Source organism: Mycobacterium persicum, from assembly GCF_002086915.1.
Classification (GTDB): Bacteria; Actinomycetota; Actinomycetes; order Mycobacteriales; family Mycobacteriaceae; genus Mycobacterium; species Mycobacterium persicum.
In genome coordinates, this window is the sequence record NZ_MWQA01000001.1 from 1,329,048 (window position 1) to 1,352,311 (window position 23,264).

Sequence of the window (23,264 nt, forward strand, 5' to 3'; positions counted from 1 at the left end):
CTCCGTTTCCCACGCGGCCGAGCGGCAACCAGGCCGCGTTTGACTCACCGTGGTTCGACGACTAGATCTATTTTTACTATCTTAGGGATTGAACGTCAACGTGGACATAGCGGGTAGCCGGTGGTGCCCGGGATCGCTGCGACGGCCGGCTTCCGTCGAGGCTCCGGCGGGACCCCTGTCGCACAACGGTTTAGCCGTAAGTTGCACTTCCCGATGGCAGAGCTTCGCCAGTTGCACGATTACGGGGATTCCGCAGCATCCTCGACGTCTTCGTCTGCGCGGAGGAGTTTTCTGGGGTGATGCATGGTGTTGGTGCGGGGCTGGCCGCGATCGAGGTGGGGTGGGGGTGTCCATTCGGTGTCGCCGTGGGTGTTTTTGCGGGTCGTCCAGCCTTTGTCGGCTAGTGGGTGGTGGCCGCCGCAGGCGAAGGTGAGTTGGTTGACGTCGGTGGTGGGTGATTGGGCGTAGGGAATGACGTGGTGGACCTCGCAGAAATAGCCCGTGACATCACAACCCGGCGCACTGCAGCCACGATCTCTGGCGTACAAGACGATTCGCTGCCCCGGTGCGGCCAGCCTTTTGCTGTGATACAGCGCCAACGCCTTACCCTTGTCGAACACCGCCAGATAATGGCGGGCGTGGCGGGCCAGCCGGATCACATCGCTCATCGGCAAGATCGTGCCGGCGCCGGTCAGTCCTTGTCCGGCAGCGGCTTCCAGCTCGGCCAGCGTGGTGGTCACGATGATCGAGGCGGGTAAGCCGTTGTGCCGACCCAACTCTCCCGACGCCAGCAGGGCGCGCAGCCCGGCGGTAAGGGCGTCGTGGTTGCGTTGGGGGGCTGAGCGGATGTCGGTGTCGATGGCCTCTTGACTGGGAGTGCCGTCCACACAGGGGGTTTGGGATTCGGGGTTGCCCATGCCCGGGGCGGCCAGCTTGGCCAACACGGCCTCTAACGTGGCGCGCAGTTCGGGGGTGATCAGCCCGCGCAGCTCCGACATGCCATCGCTTTGCTGATTGCCTAACGTCAGGCCGCGTCGGCGGGCGCGGTCCTCATCGCGGTAGGTGCCATCGGGGTTGAGACAATCGGCGATCGTGGCCGCCAACCCGGCTAACTGTTCGGGGCGAAACTGACTACCCTGGCGGGCCAACTGGGCTTCGGCGCGCTCCCGGGTGGCCTGGTCAATCCAGGCGGGCAGCTGATGGTAGAAGCGTCGGATCACCTGGATGCTTTCGCCGCCCAGTTTTCCGTCGCGTTGGGCCGCGGCGGCCCCGGCCAACACCGGGGCGATCGGCTGCCCGGTCAGCCCGCGCCGCGGCCCCAGATCGGCGGCGGCCTTGATGCGCCGGGCAGCCTCGGTGCGGCTGATCAACGCCCAGTCGGCGATCGCATGCGACAGCTTGCCGCCCAGCTCCTCGGCGCTGGCTTGGCGAGCTAGGTTGTTGATCAGCTGATGCTCAGCCACCGGCAGCCGTCGGCGCACCTTTTCACATCGCTTCACCAACGCCAACCACTCCGGAGTGGTCAACGCATCAAAGTTCAACTCCACCAACCTGTCGACCGCGGCGTCGAGTGCATCAAAGGCCGCCGTGACCGTCTCCCGATCCACGACACCGCCCGAGCTCATACCCGCAATCTATCGACTGCCACCGACAAGAACCGGGCAGAAAGTACCTGCCGAGCAACCGATTTCACGTGTTCACCCAGAGTGAACATCAGACTGCTTTCCGTCCCACTAGCACGAGGATCTGGCTAGGCACCCCCGGCGGCGGTCTGGCAGCGCGCCACATGGAGCCGAACACAATCTTCTTCGCGATGCACGAGACAACCGATCGCGGGCGATCAGCAGTGCCCTATACCCCCTTGGGCCGGGTCCCGATGACGCCACTTGCCGCTAGCCGCGCGAGTTCCTCGTCGGTCAGCCCGCACCGCTCACGCAGTATTTCTTCATTGTGCGCGCCAAGGGTTGGCGGCGGGCGGCGCAACCACTCCCGCTGGCCGGCCAACCGCGCGAAAGGTGGTGTGGGATATAGGGCTTGCCCGATACGGCAGTGGATCAGCGACTCGAAGTACCCGCGGTCACACAGTTGCGGGTTTTCGGTGACCAGTGACGGCGAGACAACCGGCGCCGCCGGAATGCCAGCAGCGGCAAGCGATTCCACCGTCGGCATCAGGGATTGCGCGGCAAACCAGTCCCGTAGCCGGCCATCGATCTCGTCGGCCCGCTCGCGGCGCCCGCCCGCAGTCGACAGCGACCCGTCGCACCAAGGCGGTCGGTCCATCACCTCGACCAGCGCATTCCAGTCTTGGTCGTCACGAATGCTGACCGCGATCCAGTCGTCGTCACCGGCGCACCGGTAGATGTTCTGTAACGCCCCGCCGAAACCACGATTACCGCACCGGTTGAGGGTGACTCCGTGGACCTCGTGCTCGATCGGCTGAATTGCGGTGGTATTCAACACCGACTCGACCATCGGCAGCTCGACCTGCTGGCCGACCCCGCTACGTTCGGCAAAGTTCAGTGCGGCCAGCACCGCGAACGCCGCATGCACGCCGGCCAGCGGATCACACGCGCCGCGCGGGGTCACCGGCGGCGTCTCCGGCAATCCGGTCACCCAAGTCAGGCCGCCGATCTGCTCCATGGTGGGGGCAAACCCGACCCGGTCACGCCACGGGCCCGCCAACCCGAAGGCCGGCATCCGGGCGACCACGAGTTTGGGGTTCACCGTCAGCAGTACTTCGGCGGTGAGCCCGAAGTGCTCCATCACCCGCGGCGAGAAATTCTCGATCACCACGTCGGCATCCGCGGCCAGCTCGAGGAACAATCGCCGCCCGTCGTCAGAGCCTAAATCCAATGTGACCGAACGCTTATTGGTGTTCATCGCATGGAACACCCAGCCGTACTCCCACCAGTCGTCCACATCGGTGCGCATGCCCCCCGAGTACCGAATGCCGTCGGGACGCTGGATCGACTCGATCTTCACGACATCGGCACCGAAGGCCGCCAGCAGGTGGGTCGCGGCGGGGCCGGCCCAGAAGGCGGTCAGGTCGATGACCCGAACGCCGTCCAACGGCAGCCCGGTCGGCGCCGGCCCAGATTCGGGTTCGCTTTTGCGCCAGGGTGTTTCGTCGTTGTCCGCACCTAGCCAAGCAGTCGGGCGCACCGGCGCGGGCGTACATCGCGACATCAACCACGGTGGGCGCGGCTGGTGAAAGCCGGCGGGGTTGTCGACGAACACTTCCCGCTCGACCATGTACTCCATGTCGCGGATGGTGGCGCCGTTGCCCAACGCCGCGATCGGCAGCCGGAACAGCTGACCCAGTGCGACGATCTCCTCGACGGTCCGCTCGGCCATCCACGGACGGATCGATTCGCGGATCAGGTCCCGGTATTCCCACCGGCCAATCTGGAATCGCAACTGCGGAATGTCTTCGAGCTGAGGACATTCGACCATCGCGGTGAAGTCGAGCCACTGCTGGCCGGTGACCATGGTGATTCCGACGTAGCCGTCCTTGGCGGGTTCGATCGAGGGCACTTCGAGGGTACGGCGGACCGGCGGTACCCGCAGCAGTTGCGAATGCAGCCATTCGCTGCTTTGCATCAGGGTCATCGCCTCGAGCATGGACAGATCCAGATGCTCACCCGGGCCGCCATGGTCGACGCGGCGGCGCACGGCCAGCGCGCCGAACGCGGCGAACACCCCACCCATGTACTCGCCCACGCCACCGCCGACCGAGATGGGTGGTCCGGCCGGATCGCCCCGGAAGCCGGGCGAGCCCGCCCATGCCTGCAGGGTGAACTCGGTGGCCGCCCGATCGGCGAAGGGACCGGTCCAGCCGAAATCGGAAATCGTGACCACGACCGCCCGCGGGGACTCGGCCAGCAACCGTCGGGGGTCGATGCCCAGGGCGGCCGCCTGGGACCGGCCGCAGGTGACGATCACGACGTCGGCAGCAGCGAGTTCGGCACGGTATCGCTCGGAATCCGGGGCCAGGGTCAGGCTCTGCTTGCCGGCATTGAGGTAGCAGTACAACGGCGAGGCCGGCAACCCGTCAGGCACCGGCGAACAGCTGGGCGAGTACCCGCGCAGCAGATCCCCTTGCGGCGGTTCAATTTTGCGTACCCGCGCACCGGCGTCGACCAGCAATTTGCCACAGTAGCTGCCGGCTATGCGGTCACTGATTTCGACGACGCGCAATTCGTCAAGCGGTGTCGGCCGCCTGCCTAACCCCTGACTCACGCTGCCGAGCATAATTCGGTCCGCCGATGCCTCAGCATGGGCAGGCGGAACCCCCGACGGTACGGTACTGGTCTGTACTACAGTAATGGCTCTATCGTTGGCGCTGTGACCCAGATTGTCGATCACTCTTCGCAGCCTTCATCGTGGTCGCCGCGGGAGGCGGAGTTGCTGGCCGTGACGCTGCAGCTGCTGCAAGAACATGGGTATGACCGGTTGACCGTCGATGCGGTCGCTGCCACCGCCCGCGCCAGCAAAGCCACGGTGTACCGGCGCTGGCCATCGAAAGCCGAATTGGTACTGGCCGCATTCATCGAGGGCATCCGCCAAGTCGCGGTCCCACCGGATACCGGTACGCTGCGCGGCGATTTGCTGCAACTGGGCGAGGTTATCTGCGAGCAGGCCCGTCAGCACACCAGCACCATCCGTGCGGTGCTGGTCGAGGTGGCGCGCAATCCCGCGCTCAGCGATGCCATGCAACACGGGTTCTTCGAACATCGAAAGGCCCTGATGCACCACATCCTGCAGCAGGCCGTCGACCGCGGCGAGATCGACGGCGCCGCCATCGACGAGGAACTCTGGGATTTACTGCCCGGCTACCTCGTCTTCCGGCACATCATCCCGAGCCGGCCGCCCACCGCGGACACCGTGCAAGCACTCGTCGACAACGTCGTCATTCCCAGCCTCACCCGGCCCACGCGGTAAGGCTCCTCGGCCAACCCCTCAGCCACAAACGCACCGATTCGGCTCTTGAAGTGTCCGGTCCGGTACCGTACCGTCAAGGCATGTCGATCCGCGCCCGCAGCGCCGGAAAGATAACCGCGGTTTCACCTGGCCACCTGGTAAGGCGGGGGTGGATGCTGCTTGTCGCCGTGGTGATCATCGCGGTCGCGGGATTCAGCATCCATCGGCTGCACGGCATCTTCGGTTCCCACAGCACCGCTCCGGCCGGCGGTGGCATCTCGAACGAGATCGTCCCGTTCAACCCCAAACAGGTGGTTCTCGAAGTTTTCGGCGCGCCCGGGACCGTGGCGACGATCAACTATCTGGACGTCAATGCTCAACCGCAGCGAGTCGACGACGCGACCCTGCCGTGGTCCTTCACGATCACCACCACGCAGCCCGCCGTGTTCGCCAACGTGGTGGCACAAGGCGACAGTTCCTCGATCGGCTGCCGGATCACCGTCAACGGTGTCGTCAAAGACGAAAGGATCGTCCACGAAGTGAACGCCTACACCTACTGCCTGGACAAGTCGTCATGAGCAACCACCAGAATCCGAGGCCATCCGTGGCGCACACCATTCGCCGGCTCGCGGTTCCGATCCTGCTGTTCTGGGTCGGCCTTGCCGTCCTCACCAACGTGGCCGTACCGAAATTGGAAGACGTCGGCAAGGCCCACAACGTGGCGTTGATCGCCCCCGATGCGCCGTCGATGCAGGCGATGAAGCGGATCGGAAAAGTGTTCCGGGAGTTCGATTCCGACAGCGCAGCCATGATTGTGTTGGAAGGCGACAAACCCCTTGACGCCGCGGCCCACAGCTATTACGACACCCTGATCCAGCGGCTCTCCCAGGACACCAAGCATGTGCAGCACGTTCAGAATTTCTGGGGAGATCCGCTGACGGCGGCGGGTTCGCAGAGTACCGACGGCAGGGCGGCATATGTCCAGGTGTATCTCGCCGGCAATCAAGGCGAGGCGTTGTCAATCGCGTCGGTGGACGCGGTCCGCGACATTGTGGCGCACACACCACCGCCGCCCGGTATCAAGGCCTATGTCACCGGCGCGGCGCCGCTCATCGCGGATCAGTTCCAGGTGGGCAGCAAGGGCACGATGAAAGTCACCGCGATCACGTTCCTGGTGATCGCGGTGATGTTGTTCATCGTCTACCGCTCCGTTGTCACCACGATCCTGGTGTTGCTCACCGTCCTCATCCAGTTGGCCGCGGCCCGCGGCGTCGTCGCCTTTCTGGGAAACAGCGGGATCATCGGACTTTCGACGTATTCGACCAATCTGCTCACACTATTGGCCATCGCCGCCGGCACCGATTACGCAATCTTCGTTCTCGGCCGTTATCACGAAGCACGGCACGGCGGGCAGGACCGAGAAGCGGCTTTCTACACCATGTTTCGCGGGACCGCTCATGTTGTGTTGGGCTCGGGCCTGACCATTGTCGGCGCGGTTTATTGCCTGACCTTTACCCGGCTGCCGTATTTCCAGACCTTGGGTGTTCCGGCCGCAATCGGCATCCTGGTCGCGCTGGCGGCCTCACTGACTCTGGCCCCGGCCGTGCTGACCTTGGGCAGTCATTTCGGTCTCTTCGAACCCAAACGCGCGATGCGGACCCGAGGTTGGCGGCGCATCGGCACGGCCATCGTTCGCTGGCCCGGGCCGATTCTTGCGGTGACGTGTGCGGTGGCCCTGGTCGGCCTGCTCGCCCTGCCGGGATATCAGACGAGCTACGACATCCGTCCCTACATGCCCGCCACCGCTCCGGCCAATGTCGGCTACGCCGCTGCCGAGCGGCATTTTTCGCCCGCCCGGCTGAATCCCGAACTGCTGATGATCGAAACCGATCATGATATGCGCAATCCGGCCGACATGATCGTCTTAGATCGGGTGGCCAGAAGTGTCTTCCATATCCCCGGTATTGCCCAGGTGCAATCCATCACCAGGCCGTTGGGAACTCCCATCGACCACAGCTCGGTACCGTTTCAGGTCAGCATGCAAAGCGTCGGCCAGGTGATGAACCTGTCCTACCAGCAAGACCGCGCGGCCGACCTGCTCAGACAGGCCGACGAGTTGGGGAAGACAATCGCCATTTTGCAGCGCCAGTATGCCCTGCAGCAGGAACTCGCCGCCGCTACCCACGCCGAGACCGAGAGCTTTCACGATACGATCGCCACAATCAATGATCTGCGTGACAAGATCGCGAATTTCGACGATTTCTGGCGGCCATTGCGCAGTTACTTCTATTGGGAGAAGCACTGTTTCGACATTCCGATATGTTGGGCGTTGAGATCGGTGTTCGACGCACTCGACGGGATCGACCAGCTCAGCGCGAGGTTCGAAGACCTCACGGCAACGCTGGACAAACTCGATGCGATCCAGCCGCAGCTCGTCGCGCTCATCCCCGAACAGATCGCCAGCCAGCAGACCAATCGTGAACTGGCACTGTCCAACTACGCGACCATGTCCGGGATTTACAGCCAGACGGCGGCCCTGGTGGAGAACGCGACGGCCATGGGACGAGCGTTCGACGCGGCCAAGAACGACGACTCCTTCTACTTGCCGCCGGAGGCGTTCAACAACCCCGATTTCAAGCGCGGCCTGAAATTGTTCCTCTCGCCCGACGGCAAGGCGGCTCGCATGATCATCTCCCATGAAGGTGATCCCGCGACTCCGGAAGGCATCTCGCATATCGACCCCATCCGGAAGGCAGCCCACGAGGCCGTGAAGGGAACTCCCTTGGCGGACGCCAAGATCTATCTCGCCGGCACCGCGGCCACCTATAAGGACATCCAGGACGGCGCCAAGTACGACCTGATGATCGTCGCAATCGCCGCACTGAGCCTGATCCTGCTCATCATGATGACGCTCACCCGCAGCCTGGTCGCCGCGATCGTCATCGTGGGCACCGTGGCGTTGTCGTTGGGTGCGTCGTTCGGACTGTCGGTGCTTGTTTGGCAGGACATCCTGGGTATCCGACTGTACTGGATCGTGCTCGCGCTGGCCGTCATCCTGCTGCTGGCAGTTGGATCCGACTACAACCTGCTGCTGATCTCCCGCTTCAAGGAGGAGATCGGCGCCGGATTGAAGACCGGCATCATCCGCGCCATGGCCAGCACCGGCGGGGTGGTGACCGCTGCCGGTCTGGTGTTTGCGGCCACCATGTCGTCGTTCGTGTTCGGCGACTTGCGGGTGCTCGGCCAGATAGGGACCACCATCGGCCTGGGCCTGCTGTTCGACACGCTGATCGTGCGGGCATTCATGACGCCGTCGGTCGCGGCGCTCCTGGGACGTTGGTTCTGGTGGCCGCAACACGTGCGCCCCCGCCCCGCCAGCAGGCGGCTCCGGCCGTACGGACCACGTCCACTGGTTCGTCAGCTGCTGCTGCGGCAACCGGAGAAAAGCGACTGAGCGGGGAATTTCGTTGGCGCTGTTGGCAATTCGGCATACGACAGAGCAGCACCAGCGGCTCGCCGCCGATGAGATGCTATTTATGCCATTACTGCTAAGATAGACAACGCAAGTCGAGTTGGCGGGGTCAGCTCCCCTGCTTGTTCTATCGAGGATCGGATGACCACCCTGGGAACTGGCCCTGATGCCCGGCGCAGGCTGTCTGCGCCGAGGATCGCCGAAATAGTAGCCGATGAGTTGCGCCGCCAGATCATCGACGGCGAGCTCGCCGACGGTGATCTGCTACCCCGCCAGGAAGTGCTGGTCGAACAGTTCAACGTCAGCCTGGTGTCGCTGCGGGAGGCGTTGCGAATCTTGGAGACCGAGGGGCTGGTGTCCGTCCGCCGCGGTAACCGAGGCGGAGCCGTCGTGCACGCGCCGGCCAAGACCAGCGCCGCCTACATGCTCGGCCTGCTGTTGCAAAGCGAGTCCGTCGCCGTCAGCGACCTGGGCGCCGCGTTGCAGGAACTCGAGCCTGCCTGCGCCGCGCTGGCGGCCCAACGACCCGACCGCGCAGATACTTTGGTACCCGAGCTCAAGCAGGTCAACGACGCCATGGCAGCGCATCTCGACGACGGGCGGCAGTTCACCGAAATCGGCCGCCGCTTCCACGATCTCATCGTCCGCGGCTGTGGGAACCACACCATCATCGCGGTCGTGGGCAGCCTGGAGACCCTGTGGACCAGCCATGAACAACAATGGGCCGACGAGAGCGCGGCGCGGGGCACCTACCCGTCGTTGGCCAAACGACGCGCGGTCCTCAACACCCACATCAAGCTGGCCGAGACGATTGCCGAGGGAGACGTCGACCGGGCCCGGCGCATCGCGGGCCGACACCTCGCCGATACCCAGACTTACGTCTTGTCCGGTGGTGGTGAACAACGGATCTATGCGCTGTCACCGCAGGCGCTGACACGCCCGCGGGACATCCGTCGCCCCTGATTCCAGTGCGAACCGCGTTGGTCACCGGCGGCAGCGGTGGGATCGGCAAGGGGTGCGCCGGCAAGCTTTGCGAGCTCGACTACGACGTGGTACTGGTGGCGCGACGGGAGGGCCCACTGCGGGCCGCAGCCGAGGATATCGGTGCCCGCTACATTGTCGCCGACGCAACTGACCCAGCCGGATTCGCCACCGCCATAACCGAACTCGACACCATCGACCTGGTCGTGCACGCTGCCGGCGCGCTGGGCGGAACCTACGCGCGCAAGCAGACCTTCGACCAGTGGCGCACGATCATCTCGGCCAACCTGGACTCCTGTTTTGTGGTGACCTCCGCGGTGCTGCCCCGCATGGGGCCAGGTTCACGGCTGGTCTTCATCTCCTCGTCGGCCGCGCACGAGCCGATGCCGGCCCGAACCGCGTACTCGGCATCGAAGGCCGGCATGAACGCGTTTGCCCGCGCGCTGGCGCTCGAGGTCGACCGCGACGGCATCAGCGTCCACCTGGTGACCCCGGGACCCGTGGAAACCGAGATGCTGCAGGATGTTCCGTTCGAGATGTATGCGATCCAGGTGTCCGACATCGCCGAAACGGTGGCCTGGCTCGATACCGTCGACTCGTCTGTCGACCTACCGGAGATCCGACTCAGCGCGGTGCAGCGCGGTCCGTTCGCCCGGCCACCGGTGGTGCCTACCGAGGCCCGTCGGCGCGCGTCGCTGAAGTCTCCCGGATCTCCGGGAAGCCCTTGATCACCGATTCGCCAAACTCGGCCAGCGAATCCGGCGCGGCGAAGTCGGCGAACCACACGTAGAAGCGCTCGACCCGGTGCGCGGCCAGTCCCACGAAGTGCTCGATCAATTCGTCGGCGTTACCGCACACCAGCCCAGGCCCCAGATAACCGAATCGCCGGACGCTCACCTGGCGTACCGCATCCGGATCGGCTCCCGCCCGGGCAAAACCCACCATCTGCTGCACGGAGATACGGGCCGATCCCGCGGCCGGGGCCAGGCGAGGCAACCGGTCGAGGTGGTTGGCCTGCAGATTCCACCAATCCGCGTATTTGCGAACCAGTTCCATCATCCGGCGCCCGCTGCCGCCCAAGATCAGCGGTATCGGACCCACCGGTCTGGGCGATTGAGCTTTGTCCTCGTCCGCCCAGTACTGCGTGATCAGCGCTAGGTGGTGCTGCAGTTGTTCGACCCGGGCAACCGGATCCTGCTGACCGACATCGAATCTGGCGAACTCCGCGGGCCAGGATCCCGAGCCGATCCCGAGCTCGAACCTGCCATCCGACGCCGCTGACAGCGTTACGGCCTGTTTGGCCAGAACGGCTGGATGCCGGAACGCGTCGCAGAGCACCAGGTGGCCGATGCGCAGCCGCTGCGTCTTGGCCGCCACCCAGGTAGCGACGGTCATTGCCTCCCAGATGTTTTCAGCGGGCTGCCCAGGAGCCTCGAGATGATCGATGAACGCCACACCGTCAAACCCACTGCCCTCGGCGACCCGCGCCCGCTCCACAAAATCTGCTACCGGCAACCGCACCTGGGGCAGGAACAGATACCACTCGACCATACGTCCACCCATGCCTGTCCCACAGCGTCCTGCGCGATTGCGCCGGGTCGCCTAGTTTACTATTTTTATTATGTTAGGGGTGTTATGGATGTCGGTCTGACTTCAGAGCAGTTGGCGCTGCGCGACACCGTGCGCGACATCCTGCGCGCCGAGTGCCCACCCGAGGCCGCCCGGCAGGCAATCACCGATCCCGAGCGTTGGCGCACGCTGTGGAAGACCGTCGTCGATCTCGGCTGGACCGAACTCGCCATAGCCGATCCGTCCGGCGATTTCGGCCCCCTCGAGCTGGTACTGGTTCTGCAGGAATGCGGTGCGGCCATCGCCCCGATCCCGCTGCTGAGCAGCGTCGGCCTGGCCGCGGGCGTGTTGCGGGCCTGCCGTCTCGACGATGTGCTGGCCGAGATCGCCGGCGGCGCGGCGGCAACCCTGGCCGTCCACTCCCCCGGACACCGGCTGCCGCGGCCACCCATGACGCTGCAGCACGGACGCCTGCGCGGACATGCCGTCGCGGTGCCCAATCTGGTCCGGGCCGAGTTGATCGTCACGCTGGCGACATCGGACCAGGGCTTGGTGGCCGCGGTCGCGCGCGCCGGCGACGGCGTGGTCATCCGGGCCGGCGAGTCGACCGACCCGGCACAACCCGTCGCCGATGTCGAAATCGACACCGCCGCGATGGCCACCGCGCCGGTCGCCAGCGCCAAATCGGCATTGACCGCACCGCTGATCGCCGCTGCCGCCGACCTGGTCGGAGTGGCGAGCGCGGTCCTGCATCGCGCCGTCGAACACGCCAAGGCCCGCCGTCAGTTCGGCAAGCCGATCGGCGCATTCCAGGCGATCAAGCACGCGCTGGCCGACAACTACGTCAGCGTCGAGCGTGCCCGCAGCCTCACCTACGCGGCGGCGGCCGACCCCGACTGGACCACAGCGGCGCTGGCCAAGGCAGCCGCCGGCGAGGCCGCGACCCGCTGCGCGCGCACCGCCGTCCAGGTGCACGGCGCGCTGGCCCAGACCTGGGAACACGACATCCACCTCTATGTCCGGCACGCCTGGCAGGGCGCGGCGATGCTGGGCGACAGCCGCGCGCTGTACCACGAGGTGGGCCGACGCTTCGCCGGCGGCGCGTCATGACGGCCCCCATGACGGCACACGTCGAAGAGTTCGCCGAGTGGCTGACCGACTTCCTGCCCGGCGACTACTACCAGCGATATCGCCAGTACCGCTGGGACATTGGGTTGCGACGCGAGTATCAGCGGGCCGCCTTCGAGGCGGGGTGGATCCAACCCACCTGGCCCCGCCAGCACGGTGGGCGTTCGCTGAGCCTGCGCGACGCCATGGAAATCCGGATCGAGGCCGCGCTGCGCTCTGCCCCCAAACTGCCCAACATCGCCGGACCCAACGTCGCCGCACCCGGGATCCGCCAATTCGGCACACCCGAGCAGATCGACCGGCTGCTGGTTCCGCTGCTGCGCGGTGACGAGTGGTGGGCGCTGGGCATGTCCGAACCGGAAGCCGGATCCGATTTCGCCGGCCTGCGCACTCGCGCCGAGCGCGACGGAGACCTGTTCCGGGTCAACGGCCACAAGATCTGGACCACGCAGGCCCACGAGTCGCGGTGGTGCACCCTGTATGCCCGCACCGACCCGGATGCGCCGAAACACCGCGGCATCTCCTGCCTCATTCTCGACCTGCACTCCCCCGGCGTGCGGATCGAACCCATCCGGATGGCGTCGGCGTCCGACGAGACGTTCTGTGAGGTCTTCCTCGACGAGGTCGGAGTGCCCGTCGACAACCTGCTGGGTCCGTGCAACGGCGGCTGGAACGTGGCGTTGGCGTCGTTGCATCATGAGCGCCAGATGATCTGGATCATGAACTGGGTCGAGGTCAAGCGCGGCCTCGACTCGGTACGGGGCACCCGCGACCCCGACGTCTACGCCGAGCTGGGCTCGCTACTGGCCGACGCCGCGGCGCTGCGGGCCACCGGCTACCGTGCCCTGAGCAACGAACTCGCCGGCCGGCCCAGCCCGGAGGCCGATATCCTCAAGTTGCTTGGATCGGTTACCTTACAACGGGTTTGGGAACTGAGCGCGGTGGCCGCCGGTCCGGCTTCGACCGGTGACGCCGGCCTGCTCTTCGAACGCCAGGACGCCCTTGCCGCGACCATCTACGGCGGAACATCCGAGGTCCAGCGCAACATCATCGCCGAGCGGCTGCTCGGGCTGCCGAAAGGATGACGACGATGGATTACGACCTCGGCGATGACGGCGCTGAACTGCGAACCCGGCTGCGGCAGTTGATCGCCAACCACGTGCCGGCCGGCTTCCTCGGCGCCTGCACCGACGACCCCCAGGACCTGGCCACCACCGAGTCATTCTGCAAACTCCTTGCCGCCGAAGGGCTGCTGGCGCTGGCCTGGCCGAAAGAACATGGTGGCGGCGGAGGTTCGATCTGGCAACAGACCGTGCTACGCGAAGAGATGTGGGCCCACCACGAGCCGCGCGGCCCGCAGTACATGGGTATCAATTGGGTCGGCCCGGCCATCATGCGATACGGAACGGCGGAACAGAAGGCCAAGCACCTGTCGGCGATCGCCGCCGGCGAAGTGGTGTGGTGCCAAGGGTTTTCCGAGCCGGAGGCGGGCACCGACCTCGCGTCGCTGCGCACCCGCGCCGTGCCGGACGGCCCGGACGGCCGGACCTGGCGCATCACCGGCCAGAAGGTGTGGACGTCGTATGCCCAGATGGCCTCCTGGTGTGTGCTGGCGGCCTGTACCCACCCGGATGCTGCTAAATCCAAGCGGCTCACCCTGTTTCTGGTCCCGATGGACCGGCCCGGCATCACGGTCCGGCCGATTCCGTCGATGCTGGGCCCGCATCACCTCAACGAGATGTTCCTCGACGGGGTGCCGGCCTTCCAAGGCGATGTGCTGGGCGAGCCCGGCGACGGTTGGCGGGTGATGCGGGAAGCCCTGGCCTTTGAACGCGTCGGCATCGCCCGGTACGCGCGCTGCGAATCGTTGCTGCACCGGCTGCGCACCGAACTCGGCGACGACTGGGACCGGCTTCCGGAATCGATTCGGGTGCGCTGGGTTCGGGCGCTCGTCGACCTGCGGGTGGCCAGATTACTGGCCTATCGGGCGGTGTCGCTGCAGGACGACCCGCAGGCGGGTGCGGCGGCCAGTGCCGCCCGTATCGCGACCACCACCTGCGATCAGCAGGTCGCCGAGCTGCTTTTCGACGTGCTCGGCCCGGCAGCGCTGGACAGCGGCGTCACGGCCCCGCTGCACGGCGCGATCGAAGATCATTGGCGTTACGCGCAGGCGGCCACCGTGGCGTCGGGCACCATCGAAGTACAGCGAATGCTGGTAGCACGTGACGTGTTGGGGGAACACCGGTGAATACCGAACTGCCGCAAGATATTACCGACTTCGCCGTGGTCGCGGTCAAGCGCCTAGCGCGGCTGGGCGGGCCGGCGGCGGCGCTGCGGGCCGAAACCGACGACAGCGTTCGGCACGCGGCACGCGAGGCGCTGGTGCAGCTGGGCGCATTCGAGCTGGATGTGCGATCCGCATCCGATGATCTGCTGGCCGCCGCGGTGCTGTGCCGGGCCGCCGGCGCCGCCGCGCTGCCCTACCCACTCGTCGAAGAATTGCTGGCAATCGACGGCGCTCGCCTGGCTCTGGTGAATCCGCAAGCACCCCGCGTCGATCACGGCGACTTACCCGGCGACTGGATCGCCACCGACCTCGACGGCACTCGTTATCCCGTGCAACCCGCGGTGCGCACCGCGGCCAAACTGGGGCCGTTTCTGGTGCCGGCGGCCTTGGGAGCGCCCGATGGCACCGTTTCGGCCGCCGACATTAACCTTCATCTTGTGCTGGGATCATGGCGGCTGCTGGGAGCGGCGCAGCAGTCGTTGGACATCGCCACCGGCCACGTGCGGAGCCGGGTTCAGTTCGGCAGGCCGCTGGCCGATTTCCAGGCCGTCAGGTTTGCCGTCGCCGACGCGTCCGTCGCGGTCCGCGGGCTTTTCGAACTCGCCAAGTACACCCTGAGCCGATCGCAATCGGCTGCGGTGCAAGTGGGTTCGGCTGACGCATTGGCGCTGCGGCTGAAGGCCGCCGACACCGCGCGGCAGGTGCTGCGCACGTCGCACCAACTGCTCGGCGCGCTGGGCTTCTGCGACGAGTCCGACGTCAGCGTGCTGGACCGGCACACCCAACCGCTGATCCGGCTGCCGTTGGGAACCGAAGCACTGAGCCGCCGCCTGATCTCCGATGTCCGTGATGGCTATCTGGAGACACTCTTCGTCGGGCCGGTACCCGCATGAGCCGTCCCATCGAATCCTCGGTCACCCCCAATCCGCTGGCCGACGGCATCCCGTTCGGGACCAGGTTGCAGGAGCTGGCCGAGCAAAAAAGCGACGAAGCGGCCCTGACCACCGTGGCGCCCGACGGCAGCACCCGCACGCTGACCTTCGCCGAACTCGACGCCCGTGCCAATCAATGGGCGCGGGCGCTGGACGCCAGTGGCGCCCAGATAGGTTCTCTGGTCGCCATCGCGATCCCCAACTCCGTGCACCTCATACTGACCATCTTGGGCTGCTGGAAGATCGGCGCGGTGCCGGTTCCCATGCACTGGGACCTACCCGAGTGGGAGCGGAACCGGGTGCTGGACGTGATCGACGCCGCCGTCGTGGTCGACGAGAAAAGCCGGTGGGAGCTGGACGTGCGCGCCACCGTCGAACCGGAAAGCCCACTGCCCGAAGCTGTTTCACCCACCGCCCACGGGATTTGCAGCAGCGGGTCAACCGGCGTTCCCAAGGTGATCCTCAACCTGGCGCCGTCGCTGTGGACGCCTCAGCACAGCGAGCCGTTCTTGGCAGCCTGGACGCCGGTGGCCCAGCCGCAGACCATCCTGGTGCCCGCGCCGATGTACCACACCAACGGCTTTGCCACCCTGCATTTCCTGTTGGGCGGCGACCAATTGGTGGTATTGGAAAAGTTCGATGCCGCAACGGTTGTCGACACCGTCGAGCAGTACCGGGTCACCAACTTCACCGCCACCCCGACCATGCTCAAGCGCATCGCCGCAGTGCCCGACATCGGTCGGCGCGACTTGTCCAGCATCTCCTTCATCTTGCAGGGCGCCGCCGTGATGCCGCCGACGCTGCTGCACACCTGGTTCGAGCTACTGAGCCCGGAACGGATTGTGATGGCCTACGGCATGACCGAAAATCTCGGGCTCACCGCGTTGCGCGGCGACGAATGGCTGACGCATCCGGGCAGCGTCGGCCGCGGCTTCCGCGACACCGAGATCCGGATCCTGGACGCCGAACAGCAGCCGCTGCCCCCCGGCGAACAAGGCGAGGTCTACCTGCGCGCGCCGATGAGTGCGGGATACCGCTATCTCGGTGGCGCGCCGCCACTTCCGTCGACCGAAGACGGGTTTCGGTCGGCCGGCGACATCGGTCACTTAGACACCGACGGCTACCTCTACATCACCGACCGTCGCGCCGACATGATCATCACCGGCGGCGCCAACGTCTTTCCGGCAGAGGTCGAGTCCGCACTTGCCGGCCACCCCGATGTCGCCGACGTCGTGGTCATCGGCATCTCGGACCCGCACTGGGGACGCCGGGTCCATGCCGTGGTGCAAGCGGCGGCGCCGCTGACCGAACAACAGGTGATCGAGTACGCCAAGAACCGGCTTGCGCCGTACAAAGTGCCCAAGACAGTGGAATTCGTCGATCGGATTCCCCGCACGGCGGCAACCAAGGTCAATCGCTCGGCCATGATCGCCGCGCGGGGCGGCTGAGCTTCGCAAACGGGGACGTGCGGTGCGGAAATGCGGAAGCGTAAACGCCGGACACGCCGGTGAGACCGCTCTACGCTCACTGGTAGCTCCCTCCCGGCCCTCACCGTAGAGGAGGACGGTCCGATGACCTCCATGCTCACGCAGCCCGACATCGTGGCGACTGCTGCGGCCGAAGTGGCGCAGATCCGCTCGGCGATCGGCGCGGCCAACGCCGCCACGGCGGCCTCGACGACCGGGGTGATAGCCGCGGCGCGCGACGAGGTATCGGAGCTGATCGCAAGCCTGTTCCGCGCATATGGCCAGGAATGCCAAGCCGTCATGACGCAAGCTGGCGCGTTTCACGATGCGTTCGCCCAGGCGTTGGCCACCGCGGCGAGCTCCTACGCACAGGCCGAGGCCGCCAACGCCGCCGCGGTGTCGGAGGCGCTGGCCACCATCAGCGCACCCGTGCGCGTGCTGCTGGGCGGCATCGCGCCCGGCGCTCCTGGCGCCCTGACGTCCGCGGTTCCAGCGGCGGCAGCGGTGAACACCCTGGTCATGGGTGGCAGCGGGAACCCGATTCCTTCGATTGACTATGTCAACAACATTGTCTCGAAATACATCGCGCCCATTTTCCCGGTCGATCCGGCCCTCGTGCAGAGCCTTTTCACACCGGAGGGATTCTATATCGACACCGGTGTCAAGACCTTGCCCCTCAACGTGTCGGTGGCCCAGGGCGTCACCATCCTGACCAATACCCTCGTCGGCACTAATCCTCCCTATGCAGGGCTGCTGACGAGCGGAAACACTGTCAACGTGTCGGGCGAATCGCAGAGCGCCATGATCTCTTCACTGGTAATGCGGGCGCTCAATCCCACCAACTCGGGGGCCGCCGGGAGCCCGTACTTCAACAATTTGACCTTCACGTTGGTCGGTAATCCGATGAACCCCAACGGAGGACTGTTCGAGCGTTTCGTCGGGCTCAGCCTCCCAAGTCTGGGGATAGAGATGTACGGCGCAACCCCAGACAATTCCTTCCCGACCACGATCTACACAATCGAATACGATGGCGCCGCCGACTTTCCCCGATACCCGATCAATTTCCTGGCCGACCTCAACGCCTTCATGGGCATCCAATCCCTACACGGCCAGTATGCGACTCTCACCCCCGAACAGCTTGCTACCGCCATTCCGTTGACCAACACGGTGGGCCCCACCTCGACCAGCTACTACATGATTCCCACCCCTAATTTGCCGCTGCTGGACCCGGTGCGGGCAATACCGTTCGTCGGGACGCCCATCGCGGATTTGGTCCAGCCGAACTTGAGGTATCTGATCAACTGGGGCTACGGCGACCCCGCCTATGGATGGTCGACCTCGCCGCCGAATGTGCCCACCCCGTTCGGAGTCCTGCCGCCGCTCAGCGCCACCACTTCCCTGCCAGGCTATTTGGCGATCGGAACCCAGCAGGGAATCAGCGCGTTCATGAACGACATCAGCGCCGGGATAGCGACCTTTCCCGACCTCCCGGCCGCGCTGCTGGCCGCTCCACTGGGCGCGGCCGGCTCACCGTCGCTGCTGTCCGGGCTGTCGCCGGCGGCGTTCTCCCCGACCGACTTCATCCACTTTCTGCAGTCAACGAACACGACGGTCACCAACTTCATCACCCGGACTGCTGCGACCACGTACGCGGCACTGCTTCCGACGGCCGACATCGCAAATGCGGTCTTCACCACGGTGCCGTCCTACAACGTCAACCTGTTCCTCAGCGGGATGGAACAGGCATTCACCGGTGACCCCGCCGGTGGGCTGGTCTACGCGTTCGGCGCTCCCATCGCGGCTGACATCGCGTTGGCCACCCTCTTAGCCGGCTTCCAGCTCAGGTCGTTCTTGGGGATAACCAGTCAGTTCGTTTAGTTGACGACGCTCAATGGGCCACCCTGTCCGCCCGCCAGGTCTCGCGATCCAGTGGATCCGTTGCAGGTCAACGGGTACGGACCTGAGGCGGTGCTGATCTAGTCACCGCGCTGAGCGGAGTCCGGGCGTAGCAATCGCATCTTTAACATGGACCCCAAGCCAAGTCGGTGCGCGATTTGCCCGCCTCTGAGCGACAAGCCAAGGCGCGCAACGGAATTGTCGCTCCCAGGTGGGAAAAAAAGAGACACCCCAAACCCGCGGAGATTGATGTGGCTGATGAGAAAGCCGCAGTTGGTCCTACAACTTGGGGCGCAAGGGCCGCTCGTCGACGTGCGGTTCGGCTAGTCAGCCGCCCGCTGGCCAGCCGGTCGAAACGTTCGCCGGTCTGCGGCATCGCGATGCGAGGCACCGTCTCGAGGTCTGCTCCGAAACGCACAAAATGGCTATTCTGGCTGCTTTGGCTATACTGGTGACATGCCGACTCTGACCTACCGAAACCGCACCGGGGAACTCGTCGACGTGCCGACCGTTGCCGCCACGCGCTTCAAGAACCAGTTCGGCGCGGTCCTCGAGAAGGCCATCGCCGACGGTGCGGTCGCGATCACCAAGCACAACACGCCGAAGGCGGTACTGGTGTCCTACGCTGAGTTCGAGATGCTGACCCGCGCGGCTACTCCCGCTCTGGACGAGTTGACCGAAGAGTTCGACCGCCTGCTGGAACGCATGCAGACGCCAAAATCCAAGGCCGCGATGGCCGCGGCCTTCGATGCCAGCCCGGAACAGCTGGGGCAGGTCGCGGTGAAGGCGGCTCGCGCGAAGCGGCGACGCTGACTGAGCCGGCTGTACGTCCTTGCAGGGGTCAACGGCGCGGGCAAGAGCTCCATCGGCGGCGCCATGTTCCGCGCTTCCGACGCCGACTACTACAACCCCGACGAGGCAGCGCGGAGGTTGATCGCGGCGAATCCGGGACTCGATCAGACCACGGCCAACGCGACGGCGTGGCGTCAGGGTAAGCGGCTGCTGGAACGGGCGATCAACGAACGCCTCGACCTCGCGTTCGAAACCACGCTCGGTGGAAGCACCATGCCCCGGCTGCTCGCCGAGGCGGCCTCACAAGGCATTGAGGTGCGAATCTGGTATGTCGGATTGGCCAGCCCGGAAGCCCACATCGAGCGAGTGCGGCGGCGAGTCGACGCGGGTGGCCATGGCATTCCCGAAGCCGACATCCGGCGTCGGTGGCGGCACAGCAGGTTGAATCTGGTGCAACTGCTGCCCGTGCTCACCGAAGTGCGCATATACGACAACTCGCAAGACGCCGACCCGGCCGAAGCCAAGGCTCCCCGCCCGATGCTCGTGCTGCACGTGGTGCGGGGAAAGATCGTGGGTCCACCGGATCTGTTGTCGACACCCGGGTGGGCCAAGCCGATTGTCGCCGCGGCAATTGAGCTGCACGGTTGACGCGGCGACAAGCGACGACCCAGCACCGTTATATCCACATCGGCTGCAAATCGCGGTAACCTCATTCTCAATACTGCCAGCAGCGCGCAAGTTGAGGAGACAACGCCTGTGACCGGCTCGAACGAGGAACCGGATGTAACGCGCGCCGACCGCTTCATCAAGACGGCGGTCGAAATTCTGGGTGAAACCGGCCGCACCGACTTCACCGTGCAAGAGGTCGTCGCGCGCTCCAAAACCTCGTTGCGGGCGTTTTACCAGCATTTCGGCAGCAAGGACGAACTACTGCTGGCCCTGTTCGACAGGACCATGGCGCAGACGGCACAGCTGTGGCGCACCGAAACCGCCGGGCTCGACAGCACCGCCGCCCTGAAGCTGGTCATCGACCGCATCAGCGCGCGACCGGAGTCCACCACCCAGGACAGCCTCAACCGGGCGCTGAGCCTCTACAACCAGTACCTGGCCGAGAACCGGCCCCGTGAATACGCGCGGGTGCTATCGCCCCTGCATCGACTGCTGCGCGATATCGTCGGGCAAGGCATCACCGAAGGAGTGTTCAACCCCGGACTCGACGTCGGGGCCGCGGCTGCCATCATCATGCAGACGGTGCTGGGTGCGCTCCGATTGCACTGGCTGGGAACCGAATTGAACGGAACGCCCATCGACGCCGGCCAACTGTACGAGTTCTGCAGCCGCGCCCTGGGCATTCGGGATGTCGACGATCAGCCGGTGTCCTCACTGGCCGAACTGTTCGCCCAGATCGGGATGCGCCCAGCCACCGCCCACGACGACGCTTTCGCGATGACGATGCCGGTCAGTCCGCAGGTGGTCAACACCTCCGGAGCGCTGCAGGGCGGCTTGATCGCCACGCTCGCCGACGTGGCCGGAGGACAGCTGGGCTTGGAGTATCTGCCGCCGGGCACCGCCATGACGACAGCCGACCTCTTCATCCGCTACCTGCGCCCCATCAGGCAGGGCTCCGCCCTCGCGGTACCGCAGGTGCTGCGGGCCGGCCGGCGATCCCTGGTCATGCAGGTCGACATCTTCGGGGACAGCGATAGCGAACTCGCGGCAACGGCAACGGTGAATTTCGCCGTCATCGACCGCAACGACACCCCCGACAGCGGTTAGCGGAACCCTTGCGCGAGGTGGTAACGTCATTACCAGATGCTGAGAATCGAGACTTCTACAAGGAGATCGCCATGCCGTCTCGCGAGCTTCCCTTTCCGGTGTTCGACGCCGACAACCACATGTACGAGCCGCAGGAGGCGTTGACCAAGTTCCTGCCCGACAAGCGCAAGCACGTGATCGACTACGTGCAGATCCGCGGGCGCACCAAGATCGTGGTACGCGGCCATATCAGCGAATACATCCCCAACCCGACGTTCGAAGTGGTGGCCCGCCCGGGCGCCCAGGAGGAGTACTTCCGGCACGGCAGCGGAGGCAAGAGCTACCGCGAGGTGCTGGGTGAGCCGATGAAGGCGATCCCGGCCTTCCGGGAACCGGGCCCCCGGCTGGAAGTCATGGACGAGCTGGGTATCGACTACGCGCTGATGTTTCCCACCCTGGCCAGCCTGGTCGAGGAGCGAATGAAGGACGACCCGGAGATGACCCACGACGTCATCCACGCACTCAACCAGTGGATGTACGAGACCTGGTCGTTCAACTACCGGGACCGCATCTTCGCCACCCCGGTGATCACCTTGCCCATCGTGGATCGGGCGCTCGAAGAGCTGCAGTGGTGCCTGGAGCGTGGCGCTCGCACGGTGCTGGTCCGCCCGGCCCCGGTACCCGGCTACCGCGGCAGCCGCTCGTTCGGTTTCGAGGAGTTCGACCCGTTCTGGCAAGCCTGCATCCGGGCCGAGATCCCGGTTTCGATGCACGCGTCGGACAGCGGCTATTCGGAATTCATGAACGTGTGGGAACCCGGCGACGAGTTCCTGCCGTTCATGCCGACCGCCTTCCGCAGCTTGGCGATGGGACATCGGCCGATCGAGGATGCCATGGGTGCGCTGGTCTGCCATGGCGCGCTGTCGCGCAATCCGGAGCTGCGGATCCTATCCATCGAAAACGGCGCGGACTGGGTGCCGCACCTGTTCAAAGGACTCAAGGGCGTCTACAAGAAGATGCCGAACGCATTCGGCGAAGACCCGATCGAGGCGTTCAAGCGGTGCGTCTACGTCAGCCCGTTCTGGGAGGACCGGTTCTCCGAAATCGTGAAGATGGTAGGCACCGACCGGGTGGTCTTCGGCTCCGACTGGCCGCACCCCGAAGGCCTGAAGGACCCGATTTCGTTCGTCGACGAACTTGCCGGTTTCGACCCCGAAGATGTCGCAAAGATCATGGGCGGCAACATGATCGAAGTGATGAAGGTTGAAGCACCGGCAACCAAGCCGGTCAGCGCGTAATCACCCGACCGCATCACCCGACCGCATCACGCGAAGTAGCCCAGTGCATCACACACTGGGCTACTTGGGGTTCGGGTCCGGGTACCCCGGCGAATCAGCCTTTCCGGACAATGGCGTCGCGTGCCCGGTCCAGCATTGCCGCGAACGGTCCGGCCATCAGGTTGGCGATTTGGGACTCCACCCCGGCGTGGGGTCTGGTGGGTGCGGTCGCCTCGGCCAGCTTGGCGGCGCGGCCCATCCGTTCGAGTTCGTCGCTGCTCAGTTCGTCTCCCAGCTTGGCGAACTCCTCGGTTTCTTCATGCTCGGCGTGGTCGACGACGGCATCGCGCAGCTTGGTGAGTTTGCTGGTGAACTCGGCGGTGTCGACGTCGAGCTTCTCCAGCTCGCTGAGCACGGTCTTGGCTTCGTGCTCTTCCTTCAGTCGCTGGGTGACTATCGTCTCTCCACCGGCAACCTTGCGCTTGACCCGCGGATGAACGATTTCCTCCTCGGCGGTTTCATGCACCGCCAACAAGCGACGCAGCTCGAGGAACGCTTCTTCTCGCTGTTTGCCCGAGCTGGACAACGTCTTTGCGAACAGCGATTTGATCTGCTCGTGCTGGTCGACGAGAAAGTCGATCACATCGGTCGGTGATTTCAGAGCGGCTTGCGCCATGGATGTCCTCCTCGCTCTCAATCGCTCTCAGTGCGCGTGGGCTGTTTGGTAATCGCGCGTGGTATCGGCTACCCGATCGGCAGAACCACAAACCCATACCGCAACGATCCGGA

The 23,264-nt window shown here is 65.3% G+C and carries 19 protein-coding genes; 15 read left to right on the forward strand and 4 right to left on the reverse strand.

What is annotated here, in order from left to right; all coding sequences use genetic code 11:
• Window positions 1-239: 239 nt before the first annotated feature.
• Together B4U45_RS05880 and B4U45_RS05885 are read right to left on the reverse strand one after the other, a co-directional pair.
• Window positions 240-1,625: an HNH endonuclease signature motif containing protein gene (locus tag B4U45_RS05880; protein ID WP_075548422.1), complete on the reverse strand. Its 1,386-nt coding sequence runs from the start codon at window positions 1,623-1,625 to the stop codon at window positions 240-242.
• A 226-nt stretch (window positions 1,626-1,851) separates the two neighbouring features.
• The gene (locus tag B4U45_RS05885) at window positions 1,852-4,251 is read right to left on the reverse strand and encodes a CaiB/BaiF CoA-transferase family protein (protein ID WP_083153185.1); all 2,400 of its coding nucleotides are present in this window, start codon (window positions 4,249-4,251) and stop codon (window positions 1,852-1,854) included.
• Window positions 4,252-4,332: 81 nt separating this feature from the next.
• Between B4U45_RS05885 and B4U45_RS05890 the strand changes: the two genes are divergently transcribed.
• From B4U45_RS05890 to B4U45_RS05910, 5 genes are all read left to right on the forward strand, one after another.
• Entirely contained in the window at window positions 4,333-4,941 is a 609-nt protein-coding gene (locus tag B4U45_RS05890) for a TetR/AcrR family transcriptional regulator (RefSeq protein ID WP_075548479.1), read from the forward strand.
• A gap of 80 nt (window positions 4,942-5,021) precedes the next feature.
• The gene (locus B4U45_RS05895; RefSeq protein ID WP_183155035.1) at window positions 5,022-5,498 is read left to right on the forward strand and encodes an MmpS family transport accessory protein; all 477 of its coding nucleotides are present in this window, start codon (window positions 5,022-5,024) and stop codon (window positions 5,496-5,498) included.
• Window positions 5,495-8,374 (forward strand): MMPL/RND family transporter, encoded by a 2,880-nt coding sequence (locus B4U45_RS05900; RefSeq protein ID WP_075548425.1) that lies wholly within the window; start codon window positions 5,495-5,497, stop codon window positions 8,372-8,374. The genes B4U45_RS05895 and B4U45_RS05900 overlap by 4 nt, the downstream gene beginning before the upstream one ends.
• Window positions 8,375-8,533: 159 nt before the next feature.
• Window positions 8,534-9,355, forward strand: a complete 822-nt coding sequence (locus B4U45_RS05905; protein ID WP_075548426.1) for a FadR/GntR family transcriptional regulator — start codon at window positions 8,534-8,536, stop codon at window positions 9,353-9,355.
• Window positions 9,356-9,360: 5 nt separating this feature from the next.
• On the forward strand, window positions 9,361-10,101 hold the full coding sequence (locus tag B4U45_RS05910; RefSeq protein ID WP_075548427.1) for an SDR family oxidoreductase: 741 nt from the start codon (window positions 9,361-9,363) through the stop codon (window positions 10,099-10,101).
• On the opposite strand, the gene B4U45_RS05915 is transcribed toward B4U45_RS05910, so the two are convergent.
• Complete coding sequence (locus B4U45_RS05915; protein WP_075548428.1) at window positions 10,043-10,924, reverse strand: LLM class flavin-dependent oxidoreductase; 882 nt, start codon at window positions 10,922-10,924, stop codon at window positions 10,043-10,045. The genes B4U45_RS05910 and B4U45_RS05915 overlap by 59 nt on opposite strands.
• Window positions 10,925-11,008: 84 nt before the next feature.
• On the opposite strand from B4U45_RS05915, the gene B4U45_RS05920 reads away from it, so the two are divergent.
• From B4U45_RS05920 to B4U45_RS05965, 10 genes are all read left to right on the forward strand, one after another.
• Window positions 11,009-12,052: an acyl-CoA dehydrogenase family protein gene (locus B4U45_RS05920; protein WP_083153183.1), complete on the forward strand. Its 1,044-nt coding sequence runs from the start codon at window positions 11,009-11,011 to the stop codon at window positions 12,050-12,052.
• Between the two features lie 8 nt (window positions 12,053-12,060).
• Window positions 12,061-13,155 carry an acyl-CoA dehydrogenase family protein gene (locus B4U45_RS05925; RefSeq protein ID WP_075548430.1) on the forward strand — a complete coding sequence of 365 codons (1,095 nt, stop codon included), beginning with the start codon at window positions 12,061-12,063 and terminating at the stop codon, window positions 13,153-13,155.
• Complete coding sequence (locus B4U45_RS05930; RefSeq protein WP_183155036.1) at window positions 13,152-14,318, forward strand: acyl-CoA dehydrogenase family protein; 1,167 nt, start codon at window positions 13,152-13,154, stop codon at window positions 14,316-14,318. Before B4U45_RS05925 ends, B4U45_RS05930 begins: the two co-directional genes overlap by 4 nt.
• On the forward strand, window positions 14,315-15,250 hold the full coding sequence (locus tag B4U45_RS05935; RefSeq protein WP_083153181.1) for an acyl-CoA dehydrogenase family protein: 936 nt from the start codon (window positions 14,315-14,317) through the stop codon (window positions 15,248-15,250). The genes B4U45_RS05930 and B4U45_RS05935 overlap by 4 nt, the downstream gene beginning before the upstream one ends.
• Window positions 15,247-16,737, forward strand: a complete 1,491-nt coding sequence (locus B4U45_RS05940) for a class I adenylate-forming enzyme family protein (protein ID WP_083153180.1) — start codon at window positions 15,247-15,249, stop codon at window positions 16,735-16,737. The genes B4U45_RS05935 and B4U45_RS05940 overlap by 4 nt, the downstream gene beginning before the upstream one ends.
• A 123-nt stretch (window positions 16,738-16,860) precedes the next feature.
• Complete coding sequence (locus B4U45_RS05945) at window positions 16,861-18,633, forward strand: PE family protein (RefSeq protein WP_075548433.1); 1,773 nt, start codon at window positions 16,861-16,863, stop codon at window positions 18,631-18,633.
• 474 nt (window positions 18,634-19,107) lie between these two features.
• On the forward strand, window positions 19,108-19,464 hold the full coding sequence (locus B4U45_RS05950) for a type II toxin-antitoxin system prevent-host-death family antitoxin (RefSeq protein ID WP_075548434.1): 357 nt from the start codon (window positions 19,108-19,110) through the stop codon (window positions 19,462-19,464).
• 9 nt (window positions 19,465-19,473) lie between these two features.
• Complete coding sequence (locus tag B4U45_RS05955) at window positions 19,474-20,091, forward strand: ATPase (RefSeq protein WP_259641787.1); 618 nt, start codon at window positions 19,474-19,476, stop codon at window positions 20,089-20,091.
• A gap of 108 nt (window positions 20,092-20,199) precedes the next feature.
• Window positions 20,200-21,219, forward strand: coding sequence for a hotdog fold thioesterase (locus tag B4U45_RS05960; RefSeq protein ID WP_075548436.1), 1,020 nt, complete (start codon window positions 20,200-20,202; stop codon window positions 21,217-21,219).
• Between the two features lie 71 nt (window positions 21,220-21,290).
• A complete protein-coding gene (locus B4U45_RS05965) occupies window positions 21,291-22,496 on the forward strand; it encodes an amidohydrolase family protein (protein ID WP_075548437.1) in 1,206 nt (401 codons plus the stop codon).
• A gap of 94 nt (window positions 22,497-22,590) precedes the next feature.
• On the opposite strand, the gene B4U45_RS05970 is transcribed toward B4U45_RS05965, so the two are convergent.
• Window positions 22,591-23,151: a hemerythrin domain-containing protein gene (locus B4U45_RS05970; RefSeq protein ID WP_075548438.1), complete on the reverse strand. Its 561-nt coding sequence runs from the start codon at window positions 23,149-23,151 to the stop codon at window positions 22,591-22,593.
• Window positions 23,152-23,264 lie beyond the last annotated feature (113 nt).